Annotated in this window: 16 protein-coding genes; 7 read left to right on the top strand and 9 right to left on the bottom strand. The window is 70.0% G+C overall.

All coding sequences use genetic code 11. From position 1 onward, the window contains the following. Nucleotides 1-5: 5 nt before the first annotated feature. The 7 genes from WME79_RS19230 to WME79_RS19200 form a co-directional block, all read right to left on the bottom strand. Entirely contained in the window at nucleotides 6-365 is a 360-nt protein-coding gene (locus WME79_RS19230) for a cupin domain-containing protein (protein WP_437537890.1), read from the bottom strand. A gap of 30 nt (nucleotides 366-395) precedes the next feature. Beyond that, nucleotides 396-1,061, bottom strand: coding sequence for a bifunctional 4-hydroxy-2-oxoglutarate aldolase/2-dehydro-3-deoxy-phosphogluconate aldolase (locus WME79_RS19225; RefSeq protein ID WP_437539883.1), 666 nt, complete (start codon nucleotides 1,059-1,061; stop codon nucleotides 396-398). 32 nt (nucleotides 1,062-1,093) lie between these two features. Next, complete coding sequence (locus WME79_RS19220; protein ID WP_437537887.1) at nucleotides 1,094-2,182, bottom strand: PfkB family carbohydrate kinase; 1,089 nt, start codon at nucleotides 2,180-2,182, stop codon at nucleotides 1,094-1,096. Between the two features lie 11 nt (nucleotides 2,183-2,193). Continuing rightward, nucleotides 2,194-2,955, bottom strand: coding sequence for a 2-dehydro-3-deoxy-D-gluconate 5-dehydrogenase KduD (gene kduD, locus WME79_RS19215; RefSeq protein ID WP_437537884.1), 762 nt, complete (start codon nucleotides 2,953-2,955; stop codon nucleotides 2,194-2,196). Between the two features lie 4 nt (nucleotides 2,956-2,959). Further along, nucleotides 2,960-4,273, bottom strand: coding sequence for an MFS transporter (locus WME79_RS19210; RefSeq protein ID WP_437539881.1), 1,314 nt, complete (start codon nucleotides 4,271-4,273; stop codon nucleotides 2,960-2,962). A gap of 83 nt (nucleotides 4,274-4,356) precedes the next feature. Then, on the bottom strand, nucleotides 4,357-5,175 hold the full coding sequence (locus WME79_RS19205; RefSeq protein ID WP_437537881.1) for a 5-deoxy-glucuronate isomerase: 819 nt from the start codon (nucleotides 5,173-5,175) through the stop codon (nucleotides 4,357-4,359). Between the two features lie 76 nt (nucleotides 5,176-5,251). Continuing rightward, nucleotides 5,252-6,808 carry a carbohydrate porin gene (locus WME79_RS19200; RefSeq protein ID WP_437537878.1) on the bottom strand — a complete coding sequence of 519 codons (1,557 nt, stop codon included), beginning with the start codon at nucleotides 6,806-6,808 and terminating at the stop codon, nucleotides 5,252-5,254. A gap of 514 nt (nucleotides 6,809-7,322) precedes the next feature. Between WME79_RS19200 and pheS the strand changes: the two genes are divergently transcribed. The 3 genes from pheS (at nucleotide 7,323) to WME79_RS19185 (ending at nucleotide 11,372) form a co-directional block, all read left to right on the top strand. Beyond that, nucleotides 7,323-8,372 (top strand): phenylalanine--tRNA ligase subunit alpha, encoded by a 1,050-nt coding sequence (gene pheS / locus WME79_RS19195; RefSeq protein WP_437537875.1) that lies wholly within the window; start codon nucleotides 7,323-7,325, stop codon nucleotides 8,370-8,372. A 33-nt stretch (nucleotides 8,373-8,405) separates the two neighbouring features. Beyond that, entirely contained in the window at nucleotides 8,406-10,865 is a 2,460-nt protein-coding gene (gene pheT / locus WME79_RS19190) for a phenylalanine--tRNA ligase subunit beta (RefSeq protein WP_437537872.1), read from the top strand. Nucleotides 10,866-11,117: 252 nt separating this feature from the next. Beyond that, nucleotides 11,118-11,372: a hypothetical protein gene (locus WME79_RS19185; protein ID WP_437537869.1), complete on the top strand. Its 255-nt coding sequence runs from the start codon at nucleotides 11,118-11,120 to the stop codon at nucleotides 11,370-11,372. A gap of 115 nt (nucleotides 11,373-11,487) precedes the next feature. Here the strand turns inward: WME79_RS19185 and WME79_RS19180 are convergent, their stop codons facing one another. Next, nucleotides 11,488-11,610 carry a hypothetical protein gene (locus WME79_RS19180; RefSeq protein WP_437537866.1) on the bottom strand — a complete coding sequence of 41 codons (123 nt, stop codon included), beginning with the start codon at nucleotides 11,608-11,610 and terminating at the stop codon, nucleotides 11,488-11,490. 325 nt (nucleotides 11,611-11,935) lie between these two features. Here WME79_RS19180 and WME79_RS19175 point away from each other — a divergent pair, with 325 nt between their 5' ends. Beyond that, nucleotides 11,936-14,083: a WD40/YVTN/BNR-like repeat-containing protein gene (locus WME79_RS19175; RefSeq protein ID WP_437537863.1), complete on the top strand. Its 2,148-nt coding sequence runs from the start codon at nucleotides 11,936-11,938 to the stop codon at nucleotides 14,081-14,083. Between the two features lie 141 nt (nucleotides 14,084-14,224). Here the strand turns inward: WME79_RS19175 and WME79_RS19170 are convergent, their stop codons facing one another. Next, on the bottom strand, nucleotides 14,225-17,239 hold the full coding sequence (locus WME79_RS19170) for an nSTAND1 domain-containing NTPase (RefSeq protein ID WP_437537860.1): 3,015 nt from the start codon (nucleotides 17,237-17,239) through the stop codon (nucleotides 14,225-14,227). A 429-nt stretch (nucleotides 17,240-17,668) separates the two neighbouring features. Between WME79_RS19170 and WME79_RS19165 the strand changes: the two genes are divergently transcribed. From WME79_RS19165 to WME79_RS19155, 3 genes are all read left to right on the top strand, one after another. Then, a complete protein-coding gene (locus WME79_RS19165; protein ID WP_437537857.1) occupies nucleotides 17,669-18,760 on the top strand; it encodes a hypothetical protein in 1,092 nt (363 codons plus the stop codon). 109 nt (nucleotides 18,761-18,869) lie between these two features. Beyond that, nucleotides 18,870-20,480, top strand: a complete 1,611-nt coding sequence (locus tag WME79_RS19160) for a sulfatase-like hydrolase/transferase (RefSeq protein WP_437537854.1) — start codon at nucleotides 18,870-18,872, stop codon at nucleotides 20,478-20,480. Between the two features lie 59 nt (nucleotides 20,481-20,539). Beyond that, nucleotides 20,540-20,893 carry a hypothetical protein gene (locus WME79_RS19155; protein WP_437537851.1) on the top strand — a complete coding sequence of 118 codons (354 nt, stop codon included), beginning with the start codon at nucleotides 20,540-20,542 and terminating at the stop codon, nucleotides 20,891-20,893. Nucleotides 20,894-20,951 lie beyond the last annotated feature (58 nt).

Raw genomic sequence — 20,951 nt, 5'->3', positions numbered from 1 at the left:
CGCGCTCAGGACATGTACTCTTCGCGCGCGGGGGTAAACACATCGAGCACGACAGACGGCTCGAACGCCCAGGCCTGGTGCTCGACGCCCCCGCGGACCACGAAGCTGTCCCCGGCCCGCCCCTCGAACTCCTCGTCTCCACACGAGAACTTGAGGTGTCCGGAGATGATATAGACCAGCTGATCGTGGGGGTGGCTGTGGCGCGCCCCGGCCCAGCCGACCTGCATGTGATGCTCGACGAGCATCATGTTGGGGTTGTGGGCCAGCACCCGGCGCCTCAGCCCCGGCTCGGGCGTGAAGAACTCCACCGCATCGCCCGACACGCGAGCCAGGCTCGGGACATCGCTTTTCTTCAGAACACTCATGCTTCCTCCAGCGCTTCGCGGCGGCTCCGCTCAGGCGCGCTTCTCGATCCCGGCCCGCGCGGACCGGACCACAGACAGGAACTCCCGCGCGCGCTCCGTGAGGACCTCGTCGCGGCCGGCCTCGAGCGCGGCCGTGTCGACGAGCTCCCCGCCGACGCCGAGCGCCACGGCGCCGGCCTCGATGAACTCGCGCGCGGTCGCGAGGTTGACCCCGCCGGTCGGCAGCAGCTTCACGTGCGGGAGCGGCCCCCGCAGCGCGCGCAGGTACTTCGCGCCGCCCATCGCGGAGCACGGGAACACCTTCACCGCGTCGGCGCCGGCGCTCCACGCGGCGATCACCTCGGTCGGGGTGAGCGCCCCGGGGAAGACCGCCTTCCCGAGCTCGCGCGCCGCGTGGATGACATCGAGGTTGAGCCCCGGGCTCACGATGAACTGCGCGCCGGCCTCGATGCACCCGCGGGCTGCGTCCGCGGTGAGCACCGTGCCCGCGCCGACGAGGACACGGCTCCCCATCTGCGAGGTGATCTCATGCATGACGGCGAGGGCGTCCGGGACCGTCATCGTGATCTCGAGGACCTCGATCCCTCCGGCGCACAGCGCGCGACCGGCCCGCACGGCGAGCGCGCCGCTCGACGCGCGCACCACGGGGACGACGCCGATCTCCTCGATGCGGCGGACGACGTGCTCTCGGTCCATCGCATGATTCATCGCATGATTCATCGCTTGCTTCATCGCTCGATCCTCGCGCTGGCCCCGCTCATCGCCCGCCGCACCTCGGCGAGCGACGCCATCGAGGTGTCGCCTGGCGTCGACATCGCGAGCGCCCCGTGCGCGACGCCGCACTGGAGCGCCCACTCCGGGCTATGCTCCGAGAGGAGCCCGTAGATGATCCCCGAGGCGAACGAGTCGCCCCCTCCAACGCGGTCGAGGATCTCGATGTCTCGCTGAGCGACCTCGTAGAACTCGCCCTTGCAGTACAGGATGCCTCCCCAGCCGTTGACGCTCGCGCTCCTCGCCGTCCTGAGGCTCGTGGCCACGACCGAGATGTTGGGGTACGTCGCGACGACCTCCGAGATCATCCGGCGGAATCCCGTCGTGTCGAGCTCGCGATAGCCCTCATCGACGCCGGGCACCTCGAAGCCGAGCGCCGCGACGAAGTCCTCCTCGTTGCCGAAGAGGCAATCGACGTACGGCATGAGGGCGCGATTGACCTCGCGCGCCCTCTTCTGGCCGCCGAAGTTCTTCCAGAGCGAGGGCCGGTAGTTGAGATCGTAGGAGATCCGCACGTCGTGCTCGCGCGCGACCTCCATGGCCTCGCGCGCCACGCCGGCGGTGCTCTCCGAGAGCGCGCAGAAGATGCCGCCCGTGTGGAACCAGCGGGCGCCGCGCTCCCCGAAGATGGCCTTCCACGGGAGGTCGCCGGCCTTCAGCCTGGAGGCCGCGCTGTGGCCGCGATCCGAGCACCCCACGGCGGCGCGCGGCCCGAACCCGCGCTCCGTGAAGTTGAGGCCGTTGCGCGCCTCGCGGCCCACGCCGTCGTAATCGACCCAGCGCACGTGGAAGGGGTCGACCCCGCCCTGGAGCATCAGATCCTCGATCAGCCGCCCGACCGGGTTGTCCGCGAGCGCCGTCACGATGGCTGTCCGCAGCCCGAAGCAGCGCCTCAGCCCCCGCGCCACGTTGTACTCTCCCCCGCCCTCCCCGATGTCGAACGTCCGCGCGGTGTGGATCCGCCGCTCTCCCGGATCGAGGCGCAACATGACCTCTCCGAGGCTCACCTGGTCCCACGCACAGCCCTTTGCACTTCGGATCTTCATCTTCACGCTCCTCAACGGCTCATCCACCCGCCGTCGACGACCAGCACGTGGCCGTGGACGTACCTGCTCGCCTCCGAGCACAGGAACAGCGCAGCTCCCGCGATGTCGCTCGGCTCCCCCCAGCGCCCTGCCGGGATGCGATCGAGGATCTGCCGGCTGCGCGCCTCGTCGGCCCTGAGCGCCGCCGTGTTGTCCGTCGTGATGTAGCCCGGGGCGACCGCGTTCACGTTGACGCCCCTCCCGGCCCACTCGTTCGCGAGCGCCTTGGTCAGCTGCGCGATCCCCCCCTTGGACGCCGCGTAGGCCGGCACCAGGATCCCGCCCTGGAACGAGAGCAGCGACGCGATGTTGACGATCCTGCCCGACCCTTGCTCGAGCATCAGCTTCCCGGCGAGCTGCGACAGGCGAAACGCGGACGTCAGGTTGACCTCGATCAAAAGGTCCCAGTCCTCCTCGGAGTACTCGACGGCCGGCGACCTCCGGATGAGACCCGCGTTGTTCACAAGGATGTCGAGGCGCCCGAGCTCTGCCTTCGCCCTCCGGACGAGCTCCGCGTGCGAGGCGCGATCCGCGAGATCCGCGGCCATGCCCGTGGCGCGCCGCCCGAGCTTCCGCACCGCTGCCATGGTGGCCTCGCCCGGCTCGTCCTTGCCGTGACAGGCGATGTCCGCGCCCGCCGCCGCGAGCGCCGTCGCGATCGCGGCGCCGATCCCCGTGGCCGAGCCCGTCACGAGCGCGACCTTGCCGTCCAAACGAAACGGATCGTTCGTCATTGTCTTATCCCTGCTTCAACCGCGCGGGCTCGAGCCGCGGCACGAGCGCGTGAATGATGGCGAGCGCGAGCACGTAGGCAGACGCCGCCATGATGAACAGCGTCGAGTAGCTCCCGGTGAGCTGGAGGACGCGGCCCGCGATCTGCGCGATGAGCATCCCGCCGATGGCCCCGGCCATGCCCCCGAACCCGACGGCCGACCCCACGGCCTGCGACGGGAACATGTCCGTGGTGAGCGTGAACAGGTTCGCCGAGAAGCCCTGGTGCGCGGCGGTGGCGAGGCCCAGGAGCAGCACGGCGACCCACAGCGAGTCGGTGCGCGTCGCGAGGAACACGGGCGCCACGCCGAGCGCGCAGGCGAGCATGGCGGTCTTGCGCGCCGCGTTCGCCGTCCAGCCGCGGCGCATCAGCATCGAGGAGAACCAGCCGCCGGCGATGCTGCCCACGTCGGAGAGCAGGTAGATCGTGACGAGCGGCGGGCCGATCTGGAGGAGGTTCAACCCATGCTTGCGGTTCAGGAAGTCGGGGACCCAGAACAGGTAAAGCCACCAGAACGGATCCGTCATGAACTTGCCGATCGCGAACGCCCACGTCTGCCGGTGCGGGATCAGGCTGAGCCAGCCGATCTTGCCGGGCGCCGGCGACGGCTCGCTCGTGATGTAGGCGCGCTCCTCCGGCGTGACGCGCGGGTTCTCCGCGAGGGGGCGATACAGGATCATCCACGCGACGATCCAGAGCGCGCCGATCGCGCCGGTCAGCGCGAAGGCCGCGCGCCACCCCCAGGCCACCGCGATCCACGGGACCACGAGGGGGCACACGATCGCGCCGATGTTCGTGCCGGAGTTGAAGAGGCCGGTCGCGAGCGCGCGCTCCTTCTTGGGGAACCACTCCGCGATCGTCTTGAGGGCGCCCGGGAACATGCCGGCCTCGCCGATGCCGAGGGCGAACCGCGCCGCGGAGAGCCCCCCGGCGCTCCCGACGAGCGCGTGCGCCGCCGCCGCGAGGCTCCAGAACCCGACGGCGAACGAGAACCCGCGCCGCGTCCCGATGCGATCCATGAGGCGGCCCATCGTCAGCATCCCGATGGCGTAAGCGGCCTGAAACGACGTGACGATGTTGCCGTAATCGATGTCGTTGTAGCCGAGCTCCTTCTGCAGCGTCGTCTTGAGGACGCCGAGGACCTGCCGATCGACGTAGTTGATCGTCGCGGCCGTGAACAAGAGGGCGCAGATCACCCACCGATAACGCCCGATGCCGGCCGAGAGCGACGCGGCGCCGGCGCCCGTGTCGCGCGGCACCTCCGCGGGCGTGTCGGCGATGGCCGTCGTGGACTCCGTATTCATCACCATGAAGCTATCCTCCTGAGTTCGACCCGCCTGACGCTGGCCGACTCCCCCATTGCCTACTTGAGGCTCGCCTCGAGCCCGGAGCCGCGCTGGGCGAACTCCGGCTGGACGTTGACCACGCCGAACACCCGATCTTCGCGCTCGCGGTGCGCGGCCATGAGCCAGACGAAGTTGATGGAGTGCCCAGGCGCCGCGACGTTCGGGTGATACCCCGCCGGCATCAGCACGGCGTCGCCGTCCCGCACCACCGTGACGACCTCGGGCGCCTCGGGAGCCGTGTAGACGAACTGCACGCCGAACGCCGGCGGCGGCATGTCGAAATACACGTACATCTCCTCGAGCAGATCGGTGTGCTCGTGCGGGGGCCAGCTGGTCCAGTGCCCCGGCGCCGAGCGCGTGAAGCCCGCGACGATGCGGCCGGCCTGCACGTTCTTGCCGAGCAGGATGCTGAGCTCGCGCGTCGTGGCGTCGCCGCCCGCCTTGAACTTGAGCGACGGGTTCTGCTCGACGTCCTTGTAGCGGACGACCTGGAGGGGGTAGTCCCCTTCCACCTCGGCGCCGCACTCGACGAGATCGACCGACGAGCTCGTGCGCACCTCGACGGCCGAGCCGCGAGGCACGTAGAGGGCGTCGTACGGCCCGAGCGCGATCACCTCCCCGCCGTTCACCTTCACGGCGCACTCGCCGGCCATGCAGAGGAGCCCTACCTCGCGTCCAGAGGTCTCGAATCGCGCCTCTGGCATGGTCCCGTCGAGCAGGATCCGACCGTAATAAAGGCGCTTCATCGGGCTGTCTGCCGGCGTCACGGAGAGCTTTCGCCCCCTGTGCGACGCCGTCGCGCGGACCACGACCTGCCCAGCGTTCACTGGCTTCATGGACAAAACCTTTCCCTCGCTTCGTTAACGGAATTTACGAATGGACGCGGTGAATCCCCCGAGCCCCGCGGCTGCGTCAGAACGCCGGGCTGGCCTTGATGTTCCACTCGACGTTCAGGCCAATGAAATGCTCCCAGGTGCGCTGGCTGAAGACGTCGTCCTGCGGATAGAGCGCCTTCGCGCCGTCGTCGCGCCGGGTCACGAGCCAGATGAACCGGAATTGAGGGCGCTTGAAATCACCCTTGCCTGCCGCGTTCAGGAACGGCACGAGCCCGAGGCGGACGAGGCCCGCGCTGTGGTGGCTCGCCGCGGGGTGCGCGCCCGCCGCCCCGGGGTCGGCCGGCGGCGGGACCCTCCCCCGCCGCTGCGCCTGGTACGAGGCCTCGACGGCGACGCCTCCCCAGTCACGCAGGTAGAGGTGCGGCCGCACGAGCAAGATGCCCTCGTCCAGATCGGCGAAATCGAACGGCTCGCTGGCGTTGCGGAAGGAGCGCACGTATCCCGCGGCCATGAGGCCGAGCGGCCCCGTCTCGTAGTTGCCGCTCAAGGTGAAGAGGAGCTCATGCGCGCCGGTCGCGGTGCCGTCCGGCGCGGGCTGGGTGGGAGCGCCGAACTCGCCGTGGGCCGCGAGGCCGCCCGCATAGCGGAGGAACAGGTGCAGGTGCCCGTTGTTCACGCCGGTGAACGGGCTGATCTGCGCGCCGACGACGTACCCGGAGTCGCGCGGCAGGCGCTCGACCACGCCGGCCTCCGCCGTCTCGCGCGTGCCCGACGGCAGCTGGTGCAGCTCGCCATACAGGACACCCTTGACGCCGCCCTTCTCCCCGAGCGGGACGGTGTGGCTCGCCTTGACGCTCGCGATGAGCCGCTGGCGATCGAGGAGGTTGACGTTCGCCGCGCCAGGCTGGTTGAGCGCCGGCGGGCGCTCCACCGTCTGGAGGTAATACGGCGAGAGCGGCCTGTTGACGCCTGCGTGCGCCGCGAAGTACGTGCGCTTCGAGGGCAGGTCGTAGCGGACGCCACCGCCCAGCGTGTTGAGCCAGTCGAGCGGCCAGAAATCGAGCAGCTCGGCGTTGTCACCGCGGTACAGGCGCGAGCCGACCCACACGGACAGGCCTTTGACGCCGAGGTCTCGCTCCTCGACGAAGGCGTTGCGCACCGACATGTTGATGTTCCACGGCCGCGCGTTGTTGTAGTGGAGGACGGGGGCGTCCACGACCAGGCGGACGGCGACGCGCGTTGTGGCGCCGGTGGACTCCCAGTGATCCTGCCGCTCCAGGTCCATCTGGATGTACGTGGACTCGTCGAGGCGCGAGCCTCTCCAGACGATATCGGCGTCTCGCCCCGGCCCCATCTCGGCGTCCGTGGCCGCGACGACGCGGCCGACGCCGCCAAAGAAGAAGCCGCTCTCCGGCACTGGCGCCGGTGCGGGAGTCGGAGGGGGCGGCGGCTGCCCGTTCACGGCTGCTGGAGGCGCCTCGGGCGCCGGCGTCGGAGTCGCCGTCGGCTGCCCGTTCACGACCGCTGGAGACACCCAGAGCGCCGCGCCGAGCAGGGCGGAGACTGCGCCGCGCCACGGAGCGCGGCGGGCATCGTGCTCAGCGTCGCAAGAGAGATGGATGATGGGATTCAAGGTGCGCCGATCTCGTGGTGTGTTGGAGCGGCAGCAGCGCAAGCAGCGGGTTGTCGTCAGGGCGAAAGGAGCCCGACGAGCACGCTTGGCGTGGCTCGCTCATCGATTGGAATGCTCGCAGCGGTCGCGCTCAGGCGCGCTTCCCCGCGTCCGTCAACGTTCACAACGGCACCAAGCAAGCGATGGGCCAGGGACGTTCGGCTCGGTCGCAGCGCCACGATCCAGGCGTCCTCGCCGCGGCCAGAGTGCGAATCCAGCTTCAGATGGGCAGCTGCCGTGGAGAGCCCGTAAACCTCGAGTTGACACGGTTGACGTGACCGTCACCAGCGGTTGACGCGCACCTCCCGCGAGGAGCCCGCGCGGCGCGCGGCGATGGCGGCTCCTCGCGCGGGGCGCCGCCGCAGCGGGGGTCGTCGAGCCTCCGGATCCCGCGGGTGGCCAGACCAAGGGGCCGGGGGCGGCGCGGGTGGCCAACGTCTTGCGTTGCCATGGCCTTCGCGGTAAGGGGGCGGCAATGAGTGGTCCCGAACTCGGCCGCCTCATCGACGAGGTCGATCGCACGGTGGACGTCCAGTTCGCCGCAGCCGGCGATCTCGATGAGCTGAACCGCCTGTATGCCAGCCTGCTCGGGCGCCGCGGGTCGCTCAATGCGCTGATGAAGCAGCTGCCCGGCGCGGCGCCCGAGGAGCGCAAGGCGCTCGGCCAGCGCCTCAACGCCGTCAAGGGCCGCGTGGAGCGCGCCCGCGAGGAGGCGACGGCGAGGATCAAGCGCGCTGCGCGCGATCGCGAGCTCTCCGCACCCCCCCTCGATATCACCCTGCCCGGCCGCTGGCGCGCGCCCGGGCGGTCGCACCCGATCATGCGGACCCTCGACGAGATCGTCGATATCTTCGTCGGGCTCGGGTTCGACGTGGCCGAAGGGCCGCAGATCGAGCTGGCGCGCTACAACTTCGATCTCCTCGGGTTCCCGGCGGATCACCCGGCCATGGACATGCACGACACGTTCTACATGGCCGGCGATGCTGGCCAGAACGTGCTCCTCCGGACGCACACGAGCCCGGTCCAGGTGCGCGAGATGCTCTCCCACCCTCCGCCGGTGATGATCGTCGCGCCCGGCGTCGTGTATCGCCGCGACGACGACGCGAGCCACAGCCCCATGTTCGTGCAGATCGAGGGGCTCGTGGTCGACCGCGACGTGTCCCTCGCCGATCTGAAGGGCCTGCTCGAGGTCTACAGCCGCCGGATGTTCGGCGAGGCCACGAGGACGCGCTTCCGGCCGAGCTACTTCCCCTTCACCGAGCCCAGCGCGGAGCTCGACGTGTCCTGCCTCGTCTGTTTCGGTGAGAACCGCGCCTGTCCGCAGTGCAAGGGGACCGGCTGGCTGGAGGTCCTCGGTTGCGGCATGGTCCACCCGACGGTGCTCCGGAACGTCGGGATCGACCCGGAGGAATACACGGGGCTGGCGTTCGGCATCGGCGTGGATCGCACGGCCAACATGAAGTTCGCCGTCGACGATATCCGCGCCTTCTACGAGAACGACGTCCGCTTCCTCGGAAGCCTCTAGGCCACTGCCCCTCGCCCGCAGCCCCGATTCCCCATGTTGATATCCTACAAGTGGCTTCAAGAGATCCTCGGCGCCGATCCCGGCGTCGACGCGGTGACCTCGGCGCTCGGCCGCGGCGGGCTCGAGGTCGACCGCGTGACGCACGTCGGCGCCGCGCTGCGCTCGGTGGTCCTCGCGAGCGTCGTCGCGACGCGGCCGCACCCGGCGGGCAAGAAGGGCCTGACGGTGGTCCGCGTGGACGCGGGCGGAGGCGGCGAAGGCGTGGAGGTCGCGTGCGGCGCGCCCGTCATCCCGGCGGCTCCGGCGCTCGTCTGTTACGCGCCCGTCGGGGCGCAGGTGCTCGACCGCACCGGCGCGCTGGTGACGTTGACCGAGAAGGCGGTCGCCGGCTTCACGTCGCCCGGCATGCTCTGCGCCGAGGACGAGCTCGGGCTCGGGTCGAGCCACGAGGGGCTTCTGACCGTGGAGGGCGGGCGTCCGGGGCAATCGCTGCTCGACTGGGAGCCTCGCCTCGAGGACTGGATCATCGAGCTCAGCGTCACCCCGAACCGGCCCGACGCGCTGGGGCACCTGGGCGTGGCGCGGGACGTGGCTGCGGTGCTCGGCATCCCGTTCCGTCCGCCCGCCGTCGCCGCGCCGCAGGCGAACGGCGCCGGAGCGCCCGCGGCCGTGCAGACACGCGCCGCCGTGGAGGTGCGCGACGGGGATCGCTGCCCCCGGTATGACGGGCAGGTGATCGAGGGGGTCAGCGTGGGCCCCTCGCCGCTCTGGGCGCGGGTGCGGCTCGGCCGCCTCGGCGTCCGGCCGATCAGCAGCATCGTCGACGCGACCAACCTGGTGATGCTCGAGCGGGGGCAACCGCTCCATGCCTTCGATCTCGACACGCTGCGGTTGCCGATCGCGATCCGGAGGGCTCAGCCGGGCGAGGCGTTCGTCGCGCTCGACGGGCAGAAGCTGTCCCTGGACGAGGACGACCTGGTCATCGCCGACGCGGACCGCGTGGTGGCCCTGGCGGGCGTCATCGGCGGCGCGGACAGCGGCGTCACCGCGACGACGAGGCGGGTGTTCCTGGAGTCGGCGTACTTCGAGCCGCGCGGGATCCGCAGGTCGGCGCGCCGGTACGGCTTCCACACCGAGGCGTCCCACCGCTTCGAGCGGGAGGTGGACCTCTCGGGGGTCCCCCTGTCGCGCGACCGCGGGAGCGCGCTCATCTGCGAGCTCGCGGGCGGCGAGGCGGCGGGCGAGCCGATCGACGCGTACGTGGCGCCGCGCGCGCCGCGCCGCCTGACGCTGCGGCTCCCGCGGTACCAGCGGATCATCGGGGCCGAGGCCCCGGCGCGGGCGCGCGAGATCCTGGAGACGCTGGGGCTCTCGGTGCTGGAGCAGAAGGCGGACCGGCTCCTCGTCGAGGTGCCGGAGCACCGGCCCGACATCGCGGAGGAGATCGACCTCATCGAGGAGGTCGCGCGCGTCGCTGGTTATGACCAGATCCCGAGCCGGCTCCCGCGCGTGGGGGCTGCGCCGGCGGGCGCCCGCGGCGATTACCGGCTGCGGCGCAAGGTGCGGCAGATCTGCACGGGGATCGGGCTGCACGAGGCGGTGACGTACTCGTTCCTGTCGCCCCAGGAGCTGAAGGCGGCGCGCTACGACGACGGCTCGCTCCTGCGGCTGCTCAACCCGCTCTCCGAGGAGAAGTCGGTGATGCGGCCGTCGCTGGTCCCTGGGCTGCTCACGGTGGTGCAGCGCTCGCAGCGGTACAACGTGCCGCGGGTGCGGCTGTTCGAGGTGAGCCAGGTGTTCCTGCCGTGGCAGGGCGAGGCGGGCGGCGCGAGCCAGCTGGCGCGGGTCGAGCGGCCGCCGGTGAACGAGCCGACGCGGCTCACGATCTTCCTCGCGGGGCCGCGCGACAGCTACCTGACGCGGCCCGAGGACGTCGATTTCTACGACGGCAAGGGCGCGGTCGAGGCGGTGGTCGCGGAGCTCGCGGGCAGCGTGACGCCGGCGTTCGACCTCGCGGGCGAGGCGCCGCCGTGGGCGCACCCGAAGAAGGGCGCCCGCGTGCTGCTCGACGGCCGCGAGGTCGGGTACGTGGCGGAGCTGCACCCGGACGTCCGCGAGGCGCTGGAGATCACGAGCGGGGCCGTCGTGGCGGAGCTGGATCTCGCGGCGGTGGCGGCGGCGTACAAGGCGCCGGTTGCCGCGAAGCCGAGCCGGTTCCCGGCGATGCGGCACGACGTGGCGCTGCTCTTGCCGCTCGATGTGCCGGCGGGCGAGGTGCTCGAGGTGCTGCGGGCGACCGCGGGCGAGCGCTGCGAGAAGGTCGAGATGTTCGACCGGTACCGCGGCGACGAGCTGCCGGCGGGGACGCACTCGCTGGGGTTTGCGCTGTGGTTCCGGTCGGCCGAGCGGACCTTGACGGACGACGAGGTCGACAAGTGGACGAAGGCCGCGGTGGACGCGGCGAAGGCGCGGTTCGGGGCGCAGCAGCGCTGAGGGCCGGCGGCGGGCGAGGGGCCCCAGACGAGTAAGGGCTCTCAGCGGCTCGGCTCGGCTGAGTCAGGCCAAGGCTGGAGCGAAGCTCAGCGTCGGCACCTTGAGACGGCCACCCACGTCCCTGTCCGGCCCGAGCTCGAAATCGCAGATCGTCACGCTCGCGATAGCGTGTGGGGCAGCGGACCGGGCGATGTGTTCGCTGTGGGCCTGGAGAAAGCGCTCTTGCGCTACGACGGCCAGCGCTGACACAAGATGGAAGTGCCGACGTCGGCATCGCTCTACGGCGTATGGGGGAGCGGATCAAGCGATGTCTTCGCTGTCGGCTCGGGCGGCACGCTCTTACGCTATGACGGCATCTCATGGATGACGCTCAACTCCACGACGAACCTCCAGCTCAACGCCGTGTGGGGCCAGGACCGAATCGCCTTCGTCGTCGGCCAGGACCCCGCTATCTACCGTCACATCGGACCCCCGCCGGCGCGGTTGCAGCGCTGCCTCTCGTTCTGAGGAGGCGCCGGCGCGCGCCTCGACGAGCAGCGGCCCCCGTCCCCTCCTCGGCGCCACGAAGCCGTGTCCGCGACTCGACGCGACCCGACCCCCACCCCCGCGACCTGCGCTCCCGCTACTTCAACGTCTCCCTGATCTTCCCCGCCGTCGGCTCGATCAGCTGCTCCTGCTCGCGCTTGCTCTGCAGCGCCGCCTCGGCCGCATCCCTCGCCTTCCGCTCCTCCTCGGTGGCCTTCACCTGAGCGTGGCGCGCCTCCGCCTCCAACCGCTGCGCCGTGTTTGCGACGCCGACAGCGCGCTGGACGCGAGGACTCCCGTGCTTCCGCTGGTCGTCGAGGGAGGCGCGACGGTGTCATCGCCGGCGAGCCCGGCAGACCCCGGGGGTCCGCCCTGGCTGTGCCCTGGGCTTCGGGGTTGGGCAGGGCGTTCGTCGGAGGACGTTCCCTCGCGGATGTGTCCTCGCGTACATTCGCACCGCGTACGGTGTTCACCATGGCGCTCGCCGGGACGAGCTGCACTGCCGTCGGGCGAGGGAAAGCGAGGGGAGAATGCGGAGGCTGGACATGGAGCTCAATCCGGTGGCCTCGGGCGGACGGCAACGCGGAGGAGCGATTCGTCATGTAGCAGCGATGGTGTTCGTGATGGTGTTGATCGCCATCACGGATGCATGCCTCCAGGGTGGGGTCGAGTGCGGCTACGGTTACGGGTTCTGCCCGATCGGCCTTCGCTGCATCCCTCAGGACGATGGCAGCCGCCTTTGCACCACATGCGGCGACGGCGTCGTCGATGGAGCACGCGGTGAGATCTGCGATTGCGGTACAGGCGACGTCAGGCCCAATGACACGCAGTGCAACGGGCGACAGAATGCGGAGTCTGGCGGATATTGCCGGAGCGACTGCAAGTTACGCTGCGGCGACGGCGAGGTCGCAGCGGATGAAGCCTGCGATACCGACGCGCCCGTTACTGCGTCCTGCGCGGACCTGCGCTACGATTTCGGTCGACCCGGGTGCGCAAGCGCCTGCGATGAGCTATCCGCGACTCCGTGCAAACTCTGGAACTGGCGTCGCAATGACCCCGACACAGGGATTATCGGCTTCGGCATGAGCGGCGTGTGGGGAAGCGGGCCGGACAACGCCTTTGCTGTCGGCGTCAACGGCACGATCGTGCACTACGACGGCCAGAGCTGGCAGACGATGACCTCACCAACATTGGCACATTTCAATGGCGTGTGGGGAAGCGGACCGGACAACGCCTTTGCTGTCGGCATCAACGGCACGATCGTGCACTACGACGGCCAGAGCTGGCAGACGATGACCTCACCAACATCGGTACATCTCGGTGGCGTGTGGGGAAGCGGACCGGACAACGCCTTTGTTGTCGGCGAGGAGGGTACGATCCTGCACTATGACGGCCAGAGCTGGCAGACGATGGCCTCACCGGCATCGGCATGGCTCAATGACGTGTGGGGAAGCAGGCCGGACAACGCCTTTGCTGTCGGCAACGTGGGCACGATCGTGCACTACGACGGCCAGAGCTGGCAGACGATGGCCTCACCAACATCGGCACATCTCAGTGGCGTGTGGGGAAGCGGACCGGACAACGTCTTTGCTGTCGGCATCGACACTGCCACCTTTGAGGGTACGATCCTGCACTACGACGGCCAGAGCTGGCAGACGATGGAATCGCAAACATCCGAACATCTCTATGACGTATGGGGAAGCGGACCGGACAACGTCTTTGCCGTCGGCAGCGGAATCTTGCACTACGACGGCCAGAGCTGGCGGCCGATGAACTCGCCACGAGCGGGAGATGTGTTTGGCGTGTGGGGAAGTGGGCCGGACAACCTCTTTGCTGTCGATGGCGGTGGCGTAGTTATGCGCTACGACGGTCAGAGCTGGCAATTCATGGACTCAAAAACATCCGAATCCCTATCTGACGTATGGGGAAGCGAGCTGGACAACGTCTTTGCTGTCGGCAGCAGGGGCGCGATCGTGCACTACGACGGCCAGAGCTGGCAGACGATGGAATCGCAAACATCCCAATTCCTATTGGACGTGTGGGGAAGCGGGCCGAACAACGTCTTTGCTGTCGGCAGCGGAGGCACGATCGTGCACTACGACGGCCAGAGCTGGCAGACGATGGAATCGCAAACATCGGTAGAGCTCTGGGGCGTGTGGGGAAGCAGGCCGAACAGCGTCTTTGCTGTCGGCAGCGGGGGCACGATCGTGCACTACGACGGCCAGAGCTGGCAGACGATGGAATCGCAAACATCCGAATATCTCTTTGACGTGTGGGGAAGCGGGCCGGACAACGTCTTTGCTGTCGGCGACACGATCATGCACTATGACGGCCAGAGCTGGCAACCAGTGAAATTGCACGCATCGGCACGGCTCGTTGGCGTGTGGGGAAGCAGGCCGGACAACGTCTTTGCTGTCGGCAACACGATCATGCACTATGACGGCCGGAGCTGGCAGACGATGGAATCGCAAACATCGGCAGCCCTCTTTGGCGTGTGGGGAAGCGGACCGGACAACGTCTTTGCTGTCGGCGATGCAGGCGCTCTCTTGCATTACGACGGTAGCTCCTGGCTGAAGCTCAATTCGAGGACAGAATTTCCGCTCCATGCCGTGTGGAGCTCCGGCAGGTACACCTTCGTCGTAGGCGACGGCGGCGCCATCTACCGGCACACCGGGCTGCCATTGAAACGGTAGCGACGCAGCGCCCGTTCAGCGGACGCGCCGGCGCAGCTCCCCGTCAGCCAGCGCTTCCCGGCGCGGCCTCTCGACGCACCTCGACCGCCACGCTGCACCCCCGAGCCGACCCCCCCCACCGCCCGCCCCACGGCGCGCCTCCTACTGCAGCGTCTTCCCGATCTTCCCCACCGTCCGCTCGATCAGCTCCTCCTGCTCGCGCTTGCTCCTCAGCGCCGCCTCCGCCGCCTCCCTCGCCTTCCGCTCCTCCTCGGTAGCCTTGACCTCCGCCTGCCGCGCCTCCGCCTCGGACCGCTGCGCCGTGTCCCGCGCCGTCTGCGCCACGCCCGCCGCCACGCGGGCCCGCTCCGCCTCGGCCTCGGCGCGCTCCCGCGCCTCCTCCGCCTCGCGCTGGATCTGCTCGGCCCGCCGCCGCTGCGCCTCGCTCTCCTGCTGCGCCCGCTCCGCCGCGCTCCGCTGCGCCTCCTCGCTCGCCAGCGCCTTCTTCAGCGTGTCCTCCGCTGTCCGGATCTCGTCCAGCTGCGCCGTGATCACCTGGTTCTGCCGGCTCAGCTTCACGATCCCCGCCCCCGCTGCGACGACCAGCAGCGACAGCGCCGCAATCACCCCGGAGACGGCGCGCCGGCGCCCGCGCTGCGTGTGGTCGGCCAGGTTGAGCACCGCCTCCAGGAACAGCCGCTCCCGCTCTGGCAGCGCTCCCCGGTAGCGCTCGCGAAACGCGCGCGCCTCCTCGGCCACCTTGCCCCGCCAGAGCGTGTCCGCGGCCCGACCGCTCGAGTCCCAGAGCCTCGCTGCCGCGCGCAGCCGGTCGAGGAACGCCGCGTCTTCCTGGTTCTCGTCGAGCCAGCGCCTGAGCGTCGGCCACCGCTCGATGAGCGACTCGTGCACCAGCTCCACCATGCTGCCCGCGCGGTCGCTCCCCGCCTCGATCGCCAGGAGCCGACCGTCGGCAAGCAGCCCCACCACCCGCTCGATCTCCCCTGGATCCCCGGGCAGCTCGCACAGCTCGCCCAGGCTGGCCACGGCCCGCGTCCGCTCCGGCGTCACCAGGCGCTCCAGGACCGCCCGCGCGAGCTGCGCCTGGCGCTTGCTCATCCCGGCCAGCAGCGTGTCCGCGTGGCTGGCCAGGGCGCCGGCCACACCCCCGATCGCCTCGTAGCTCGCCCGCGTGAGCAGCCGGCGCCCCCGATCGCGCATCTCCCACAGCCGGCCCGCGGTGAACTGCAACAGCGGCAGCGCGCCGCGCGTGGGCTCCAGCGCATCGAGGATGCCCTCGACCATCGCCGGATCCTCGATCTCGTGCCGCGCCGCCTCGATCGGCCTCATCAACGCCTCGCGCAGCCCCTCGCGCCCCATCGGCCGAAGGAACACGAGGCCGCGGGTCATCGCCGCCATGAAATGCTCGTGCTCGGCCATCCGCTCGAGGAAATCCGACCGCACCGACAGGACGACCCGGAGCGGCGAGGAGGCGTCGTCGGCGATCCCCTCGAGGCACGCGAGGAACGCCGCGCGCTCGCCGGCCGCGGCGCCGAGCGTGAAGATCTCCTCGAACTGATCGATGAACAGCACGAGGCGCTTCTGCGCGCGGCCGGCCCCCCCGCGCAGCGCGGCGCCGAGCACGCCGGGCTCGGCGCGCAGCCGCTCGATCAGCGCCGCGCGCGTCGCCGAGCCGCCCTGCGGGGCGAGCGCCCGCCAGTCCGTGCTCAGGGTCACGGCGGGGTGGTCGAACAGGTCCGCCAGCACCGCCATCGGCTCGCGCCCGGGCCGCACGACGAGCGCCTCCCAGCCCTCGCCGGAGCGCTTGAGCGCCGGGATCACCCCGGCACGCACGAACGACGACTTCCCCACCCCCGAGACGCCTGCGATCGCGAGCAGCGGCTGATTCCGAAGGCGCGCGACCACGCCCGCGAGATCCTGCGCGCGGCCGAAGAAGCGGTCGGCGTCGGCCTCCTGAAAGGACGAGAGGCCCGCGAACGGGCTCTCGTCCGCGCCGAGGAGGACCTCACGGCGCCCGGGCTGGAGTGGCAACAGCTCGGCCAGGAGCTCCTGCGCGGAGGCGAACCGCTCGGACTTCCGCTTGCGCAGGCAGCGATCGATGATCGCGCCGAGCGCGCCGATCTCCTGGTGGCGCGCGCCGACCTCGGGCATCGGCTCATCGAGGTCCGGCACCGCGAGGAGGTCCATCCTGCTGCACGGAGCGAGCGGGTGGGCGCCGATCACGAGCTCGTGGAGCATGACGCCCACCGCCCAGACATCGCTCGATGGGTCGATGTCGATCCCCCGCCATTGCTCGGGGGACATGTACGCCAGCGTGCCGATGATCGCGCTGTCGCGCGTCAAGCGCGTGTCCCCGGAGACGGCGCGATCGGCCGAGAGGATCGCCTCCTCCTCGAACAGCTTGGCGATGCCGAAATCGACCACCTTGATCGCCCCCGACGCGTCCAGCATGACGTTCTCGGGCTTCAGGTCGCGGTGGACGATGCCGGACGCGTGCGCGCTCGCGAGCGCGCGCACGATGGGGACCACCATGTCGACGGCCAGGCCGGGAGGCACCGGCGCCGTCGACACCTCCTCGCCCGCGTCCACGGGCCTGCGCTGGTTCATCCAGGCGCGGAGGCTCTGCCCATCGATGTACTCGAGCACCATGTACGGGAACCCGTCGTGCTCGTTCACGTCGTGGATCGTCACGATGTGCTCGTGCTTGCAGCGCGCGGTGGCCTGCGCTTCGACCAGGAAGCGCTGGACCCCGGCGCTGCTCAGCACGGTGAGGAGCTTGATCGCGACGAGGCGAGCGAGCCGGGTGTCGCGCGCCAGGAAGACCACGCCCATGCCGCCTCGCCCGAGCTCGCGCAGGAGCTCGTAATGGCCGATGCGCGCGCCGGCCGAAGGCGGCGGCCTGGCCCGCGACAGCAACGAGCGCGGCGGGGCCGCCTCCGCGGTCATCGCGTCGCTCTTCACCTCGCCCTCGCCGGCGCCCGTGACCGCGCCGTCCGCCCTGACCGCCTCCGTGGCGGACAGCCCGGCCCTGTAGAGCGACACGCCGGCGATCGCCGTGCTCGCGTGGGCCTGGTGCTGCTCGCCGGCGCCGCCGCTCGCGCGGACCGGCGCGAGCGCCGTGCTCGCGTGGGCCTGGTCTTCTCGCGGCCCGTCGCTCATCGCAGGGCGCTCTCCCTCATCGCGCGGGGCCGCACGTACATGCGTCGGATGGGCTCCCGGGTGGCCGGATTGACGGACATCTCCCCTCCTTCCTGCGAGACGGCGCGACCCTCGACGTCGCGCTGACGGCCCGCCGCGACGCCAGCCGCCAGCGCCGCCGTGAGAGCATAGCCATTGTCCGTGTGCACCAGCATACCCTTCACGCGCGGCGGCTCACGCCCGCTCCCCTGCGCAGCGCGACCTCCGCGGGGCCACCGGGCTCGGGCGTCCGAGGTAACCGACGGCTCTCTGGAACCGGCCACTTCACGGGCAGACCTGCGCGGGTGTAGTCTCGGCCACAACGTCTGCTCGCCGCACCAGGGGGACCCGGGGCGAGCGCTTGACGAGCGCTCGTTCGAAGCTTCACGGCGGCCTGGAGAGGAAAGGCCGATGGCTGCCATCACGACGACCCGCAAGCGCCCCATTCAGGTCGGCCTCTCCTGCGTGAAGCGCCTCCTGCCCGGCGCTCTCGTGGCCCTGTGCGCCGCGCCTGCGGGAGCCCAGGTGCCGCCGCCGCCAACCGCGGAGCCGTCGCCCCCGTCGCCGTCGCCGGCTCCAGCGCCGCCGCCAACCGCGGCGTCGTCATCGCTGCCGCCATGGCACCGGGGCGTCTCCGAGGAGCGGAAGCAGAAGGCCCAGGCGCTCTTCGAGGAGGCGCGGGAGCTGCACCGGCGCATGATGCTCGCGGAGGCGCGGGCGAAATACGAGCAGGCGCTGGCTTCCTGGGAGCACCCCGAGCTCCGGCTCTACCTGGGACGAACGTTGAAGAGCATCGGCCTGCCGCTCCAGGCCTACGACAACCTGAGCCTGTCCCTGCGATGGGGACCCGGGTTGCTCGCTCCCGAGGTGGAGCAGGAGGCGCGCGAGGCGATGCGCGCGCTCGTGGAGCAGGAGCTCGCCGTCATCCGGATCTACTGCGACGAGCCGGGCGCCGCCGTGCTGCTCGACGGCAAGCCGTGGTTCCACGGCCCGGGCTCCGAATACCGGATGGTGACGCCCGGAGAGCACATCCTCACGGCGAGAAAGGCTGGCTATTTCACGGTCGTCAAGCCCATCGTCGTGCTCGCCGGCAAAGAGGCCTCGGGCCAGCTCGCGCTGAGCGTCGATACCGTCGTCACCAACCAGCGGTGGCCCGCATGGGTCCCTTGGGCCACGCTCGGGGCCGGCGCGGCGCTGGGCGCCGTCGGTGCCGGGCTGAAATGGCATGCCGGAACGGTTCACGATGAAGTGGATACGAAGAACGACTGCACTCCGTCGTGCCCGCCTTCGCCCAACGACAAGTACGAGGGCAGCGTCATTGAGGACCGACTCGCGATTGGCGCGCTCATCGCGGGCGGGGCGACCGCGCTCACGGGGACGGTCCTGCTCTTCATGAACATGCCACAGTCCTACCGCACGGAGGATCGCGGCGGCGTGAAGCTCGAGGTCCGCCCCGCCGCGTCGCTCGCCGCCGCGAGCGTTTCTGCCCGGCTCGTGTTCTGATCGACCGGCTTCCCCGGCACTCGCCGGAACGCGCGGCCCACGCGACGCTGGTCACCGCGGCCCCCCTCCCTTATGCTCGCGACGCCGCGACATAACGACGGGAGGCCTTATGATCCAGCGTCGCCCCAATATCCTCGTCATCATGACCGATGAAGAGCGTTATCCCCCGGTCTACGAGACCGACGCCATCCGAGATTTCCGCCGGACCGAGCTCCCCGGTCAGCAAGCGATCCGCGCCCGGAGCACCGAATTCCACCGCCACTACGCGGCCTCCACGGCCTGCGCTCCGAGCCGCACCAGCCTCTTCACGGGCCACTACCCGACGCTCCACGGGGTGCGAGCCACCGACGGCGCCGCCAAGTCGGCGTTCGATCCAGCCATGTTCTGGCTCGATCCGAGCACCGTCCCCACCATGGGCAATTACTTCCGCAAGGCCGGGTACCGCACGTTCTACCGCGGCAAATGGCATATCTCCCACGCCGACCTCACGGCGCCCGACACGCGCTCGCCCCTGGCCTCGAGCGACGACCAAGGCGCGATCATCGAGCCGATCACCAGGCTCTATCAAGGCGCCGATCGCCTCGCGCCCTTCGGGTTTCAGGGGTGGATCGGCCCCGAGCCTCACGGCATGGCGCGGTCGAACTGCGGCCTCCTCCGCGACCCGCTGTACGGCGATCAAGTCGAGGCGCTCTTCACCGAGCTCGAGGCGAGCGCGGACGACGCGCCGTGGCTCCTGGTCGCGCCGTTCGTGAACCCCCACGATATCGTCCTCTTCGGTGCGCTCTGGCTCTCTTTTGGCTATCCATTTCACGACGACACCGTGCCCGAGATCCCCGAGCCGCCCACCCAGGGCGAGTCCCTCCGCACGAAGCCGAGCTGCCAGGCGGATTACGTCGATAAATATGGCAAGTTCATGGCGCCCCAGCCGCAGATCCCCGCCTATCGACGATTCTATTATTACCTCCACAAGCTCGTCGATCGGGAGGTGCAGCGCGTCTTCCGGCGGCTGCAGGCGTCGCGCTTCCGCGACGACACCATCGTCGTCTACACGTCGGATCATGGCGACATGCTCGGGGCGCACGGGGGGATGCACCAGAAATGGCACAACGCGTACGACGAAGCCCTCCGCGTTCCCCTCCTGATCAGCGGGCCGGGCATCCCGGCGGGCGGGCGCGTCGAGCACCCGACGAGCCACGTCGATCTCCTGCCCACGCTCCTCGGGCTCGCCGGGATCGACGCCGATGCGATCCGCGCGTCGCTCGCCAGAGACCATACGGAAGCTCAGCCGCTCGTGGGCAGGGACCTGTCGGGCGCCCTCCGCGGCGGCGCGCTCAAGGACGATCCGATCTACTTCATGACCGAGGACGAGGTCTCGGAGGGGCTCGATCAGACGACGCTCATCGGCCGGCCGTACGAGGCGGTCCAAGAGCCGGCGAAGGTGGAGGCGGTCGTTGCGCGCCTCGACGCCGGCGACGGGCCGCGGCTCTGGAAATACGCGCGATCGTACACGCGATCGCTCATCGGCGACGCCGCCGCGGAGAGCGCGGGGCGGGATCGATCCGAATACGAGCTGTACGACCTCGACGCCGATCCGCTGGAGACGAACAACCTGGCCCATCGGGGCAACGGGACGCGCACATCTCGCGCCGCCGAGGAGCGCCTCGAGGCGATCCTGTCCGGGCAGCGCGCGGAGAAGGCGCGGCACCCGAAGCATCGATGACGCCTCGGAACCTTCTCGCCCCGCGCATGTCATGAGCGCTATCCACGGAGGTCTTCGTCATGGGTGAAGCTTTCCACATGGGCGGCTGGGGCATGTATCCCACGCTCGTCTTCGGGCTCCTGCTCCTCGCCGCATCCGTCCGTTATGCCATCTCGCCCGAGCGGCGGTTCGTGCCCCTCCAGGTGAGCCTCGGTATCCTGACGCTGGTGGCCGGCGGGCTCGGGTTCGTCAGCGGCACCATCAAATCGCTCACGTACATCGGCGCTGTGGATCCCGACACGCGCTGGATCTGGCTGGTCGGCCTCGGCGAGTCGCTCAACAACATCGGGCTTGCGCTCGCGCTCCTCGTCCTCGCGTCCATCGCCGCCACCGTGGGGGCTTATCGCTTCTCGCAGATGGAGCCTGCTCGCTGACGCGAGAGCGCCTGGCGGCGATGCCATCCTCATCCAGGTGACCACGGCGGCGTCGCCG

This window comes from Sorangium sp. So ce726 (assembly GCF_051521405.1).
Lineage (GTDB): Bacteria > Myxococcota_A > Polyangia > Polyangiales > Polyangiaceae > Sorangium.
The sequence above is the reverse complement of the archived record's forward strand: the minus strand, read 5'-3'. Positions and strand labels throughout refer to the sequence as shown.

Coding starts and splice junctions, on each gene's coding strand:
- WME79_RS19230 (WP_437537890.1), bottom strand. CDS start 365: ATGAGTGTTCTGAAGAAAAGCGATGTCCCGAGCCTGGCTCGCGTGTCG.
- WME79_RS19225 (WP_437539883.1), bottom strand. CDS start 1,061: ATGGACCGAGAGCACGTCGTCCGCCGCATCGAGGAGATCGGCGTCGTC.
- WME79_RS19220 (WP_437537887.1), bottom strand. CDS start 2,182: ATGAAGATCCGAAGTGCAAAGGGCTGTGCGTGGGACCAGGTGAGCCTC.
- kduD (WP_437537884.1), bottom strand. CDS start 2,955: ATGACGAACGATCCGTTTCGTTTGGACGGCAAGGTCGCGCTCGTGACG.
- WME79_RS19205 (WP_437537881.1), bottom strand. CDS start 5,175: ATGAAGCCAGTGAACGCTGGGCAGGTCGTGGTCCGCGCGACGGCGTCG.
- pheS (WP_437537875.1), top strand. CDS start 7,323: ATGAGTGGTCCCGAACTCGGCCGCCTCATCGACGAGGTCGATCGCACG.
- pheT (WP_437537872.1), top strand. CDS start 8,406: ATGTTGATATCCTACAAGTGGCTTCAAGAGATCCTCGGCGCCGATCCC.
- WME79_RS19185 (WP_437537869.1), top strand. CDS start 11,118: ATGGAAGTGCCGACGTCGGCATCGCTCTACGGCGTATGGGGGAGCGGA.
- WME79_RS19175 (WP_437537863.1), top strand. CDS start 11,936: ATGGAGCTCAATCCGGTGGCCTCGGGCGGACGGCAACGCGGAGGAGCG.
- WME79_RS19170 (WP_437537860.1), bottom strand. CDS start 17,239: ATGAGCGACGGGCCGCGAGAAGACCAGGCCCACGCGAGCACGGCGCTC.
- WME79_RS19165 (WP_437537857.1), top strand. CDS start 17,669: ATGGCTGCCATCACGACGACCCGCAAGCGCCCCATTCAGGTCGGCCTC.
- WME79_RS19160 (WP_437537854.1), top strand. CDS start 18,870: ATGATCCAGCGTCGCCCCAATATCCTCGTCATCATGACCGATGAAGAG.
- WME79_RS19155 (WP_437537851.1), top strand. CDS start 20,540: ATGGGTGAAGCTTTCCACATGGGCGGCTGGGGCATGTATCCCACGCTC.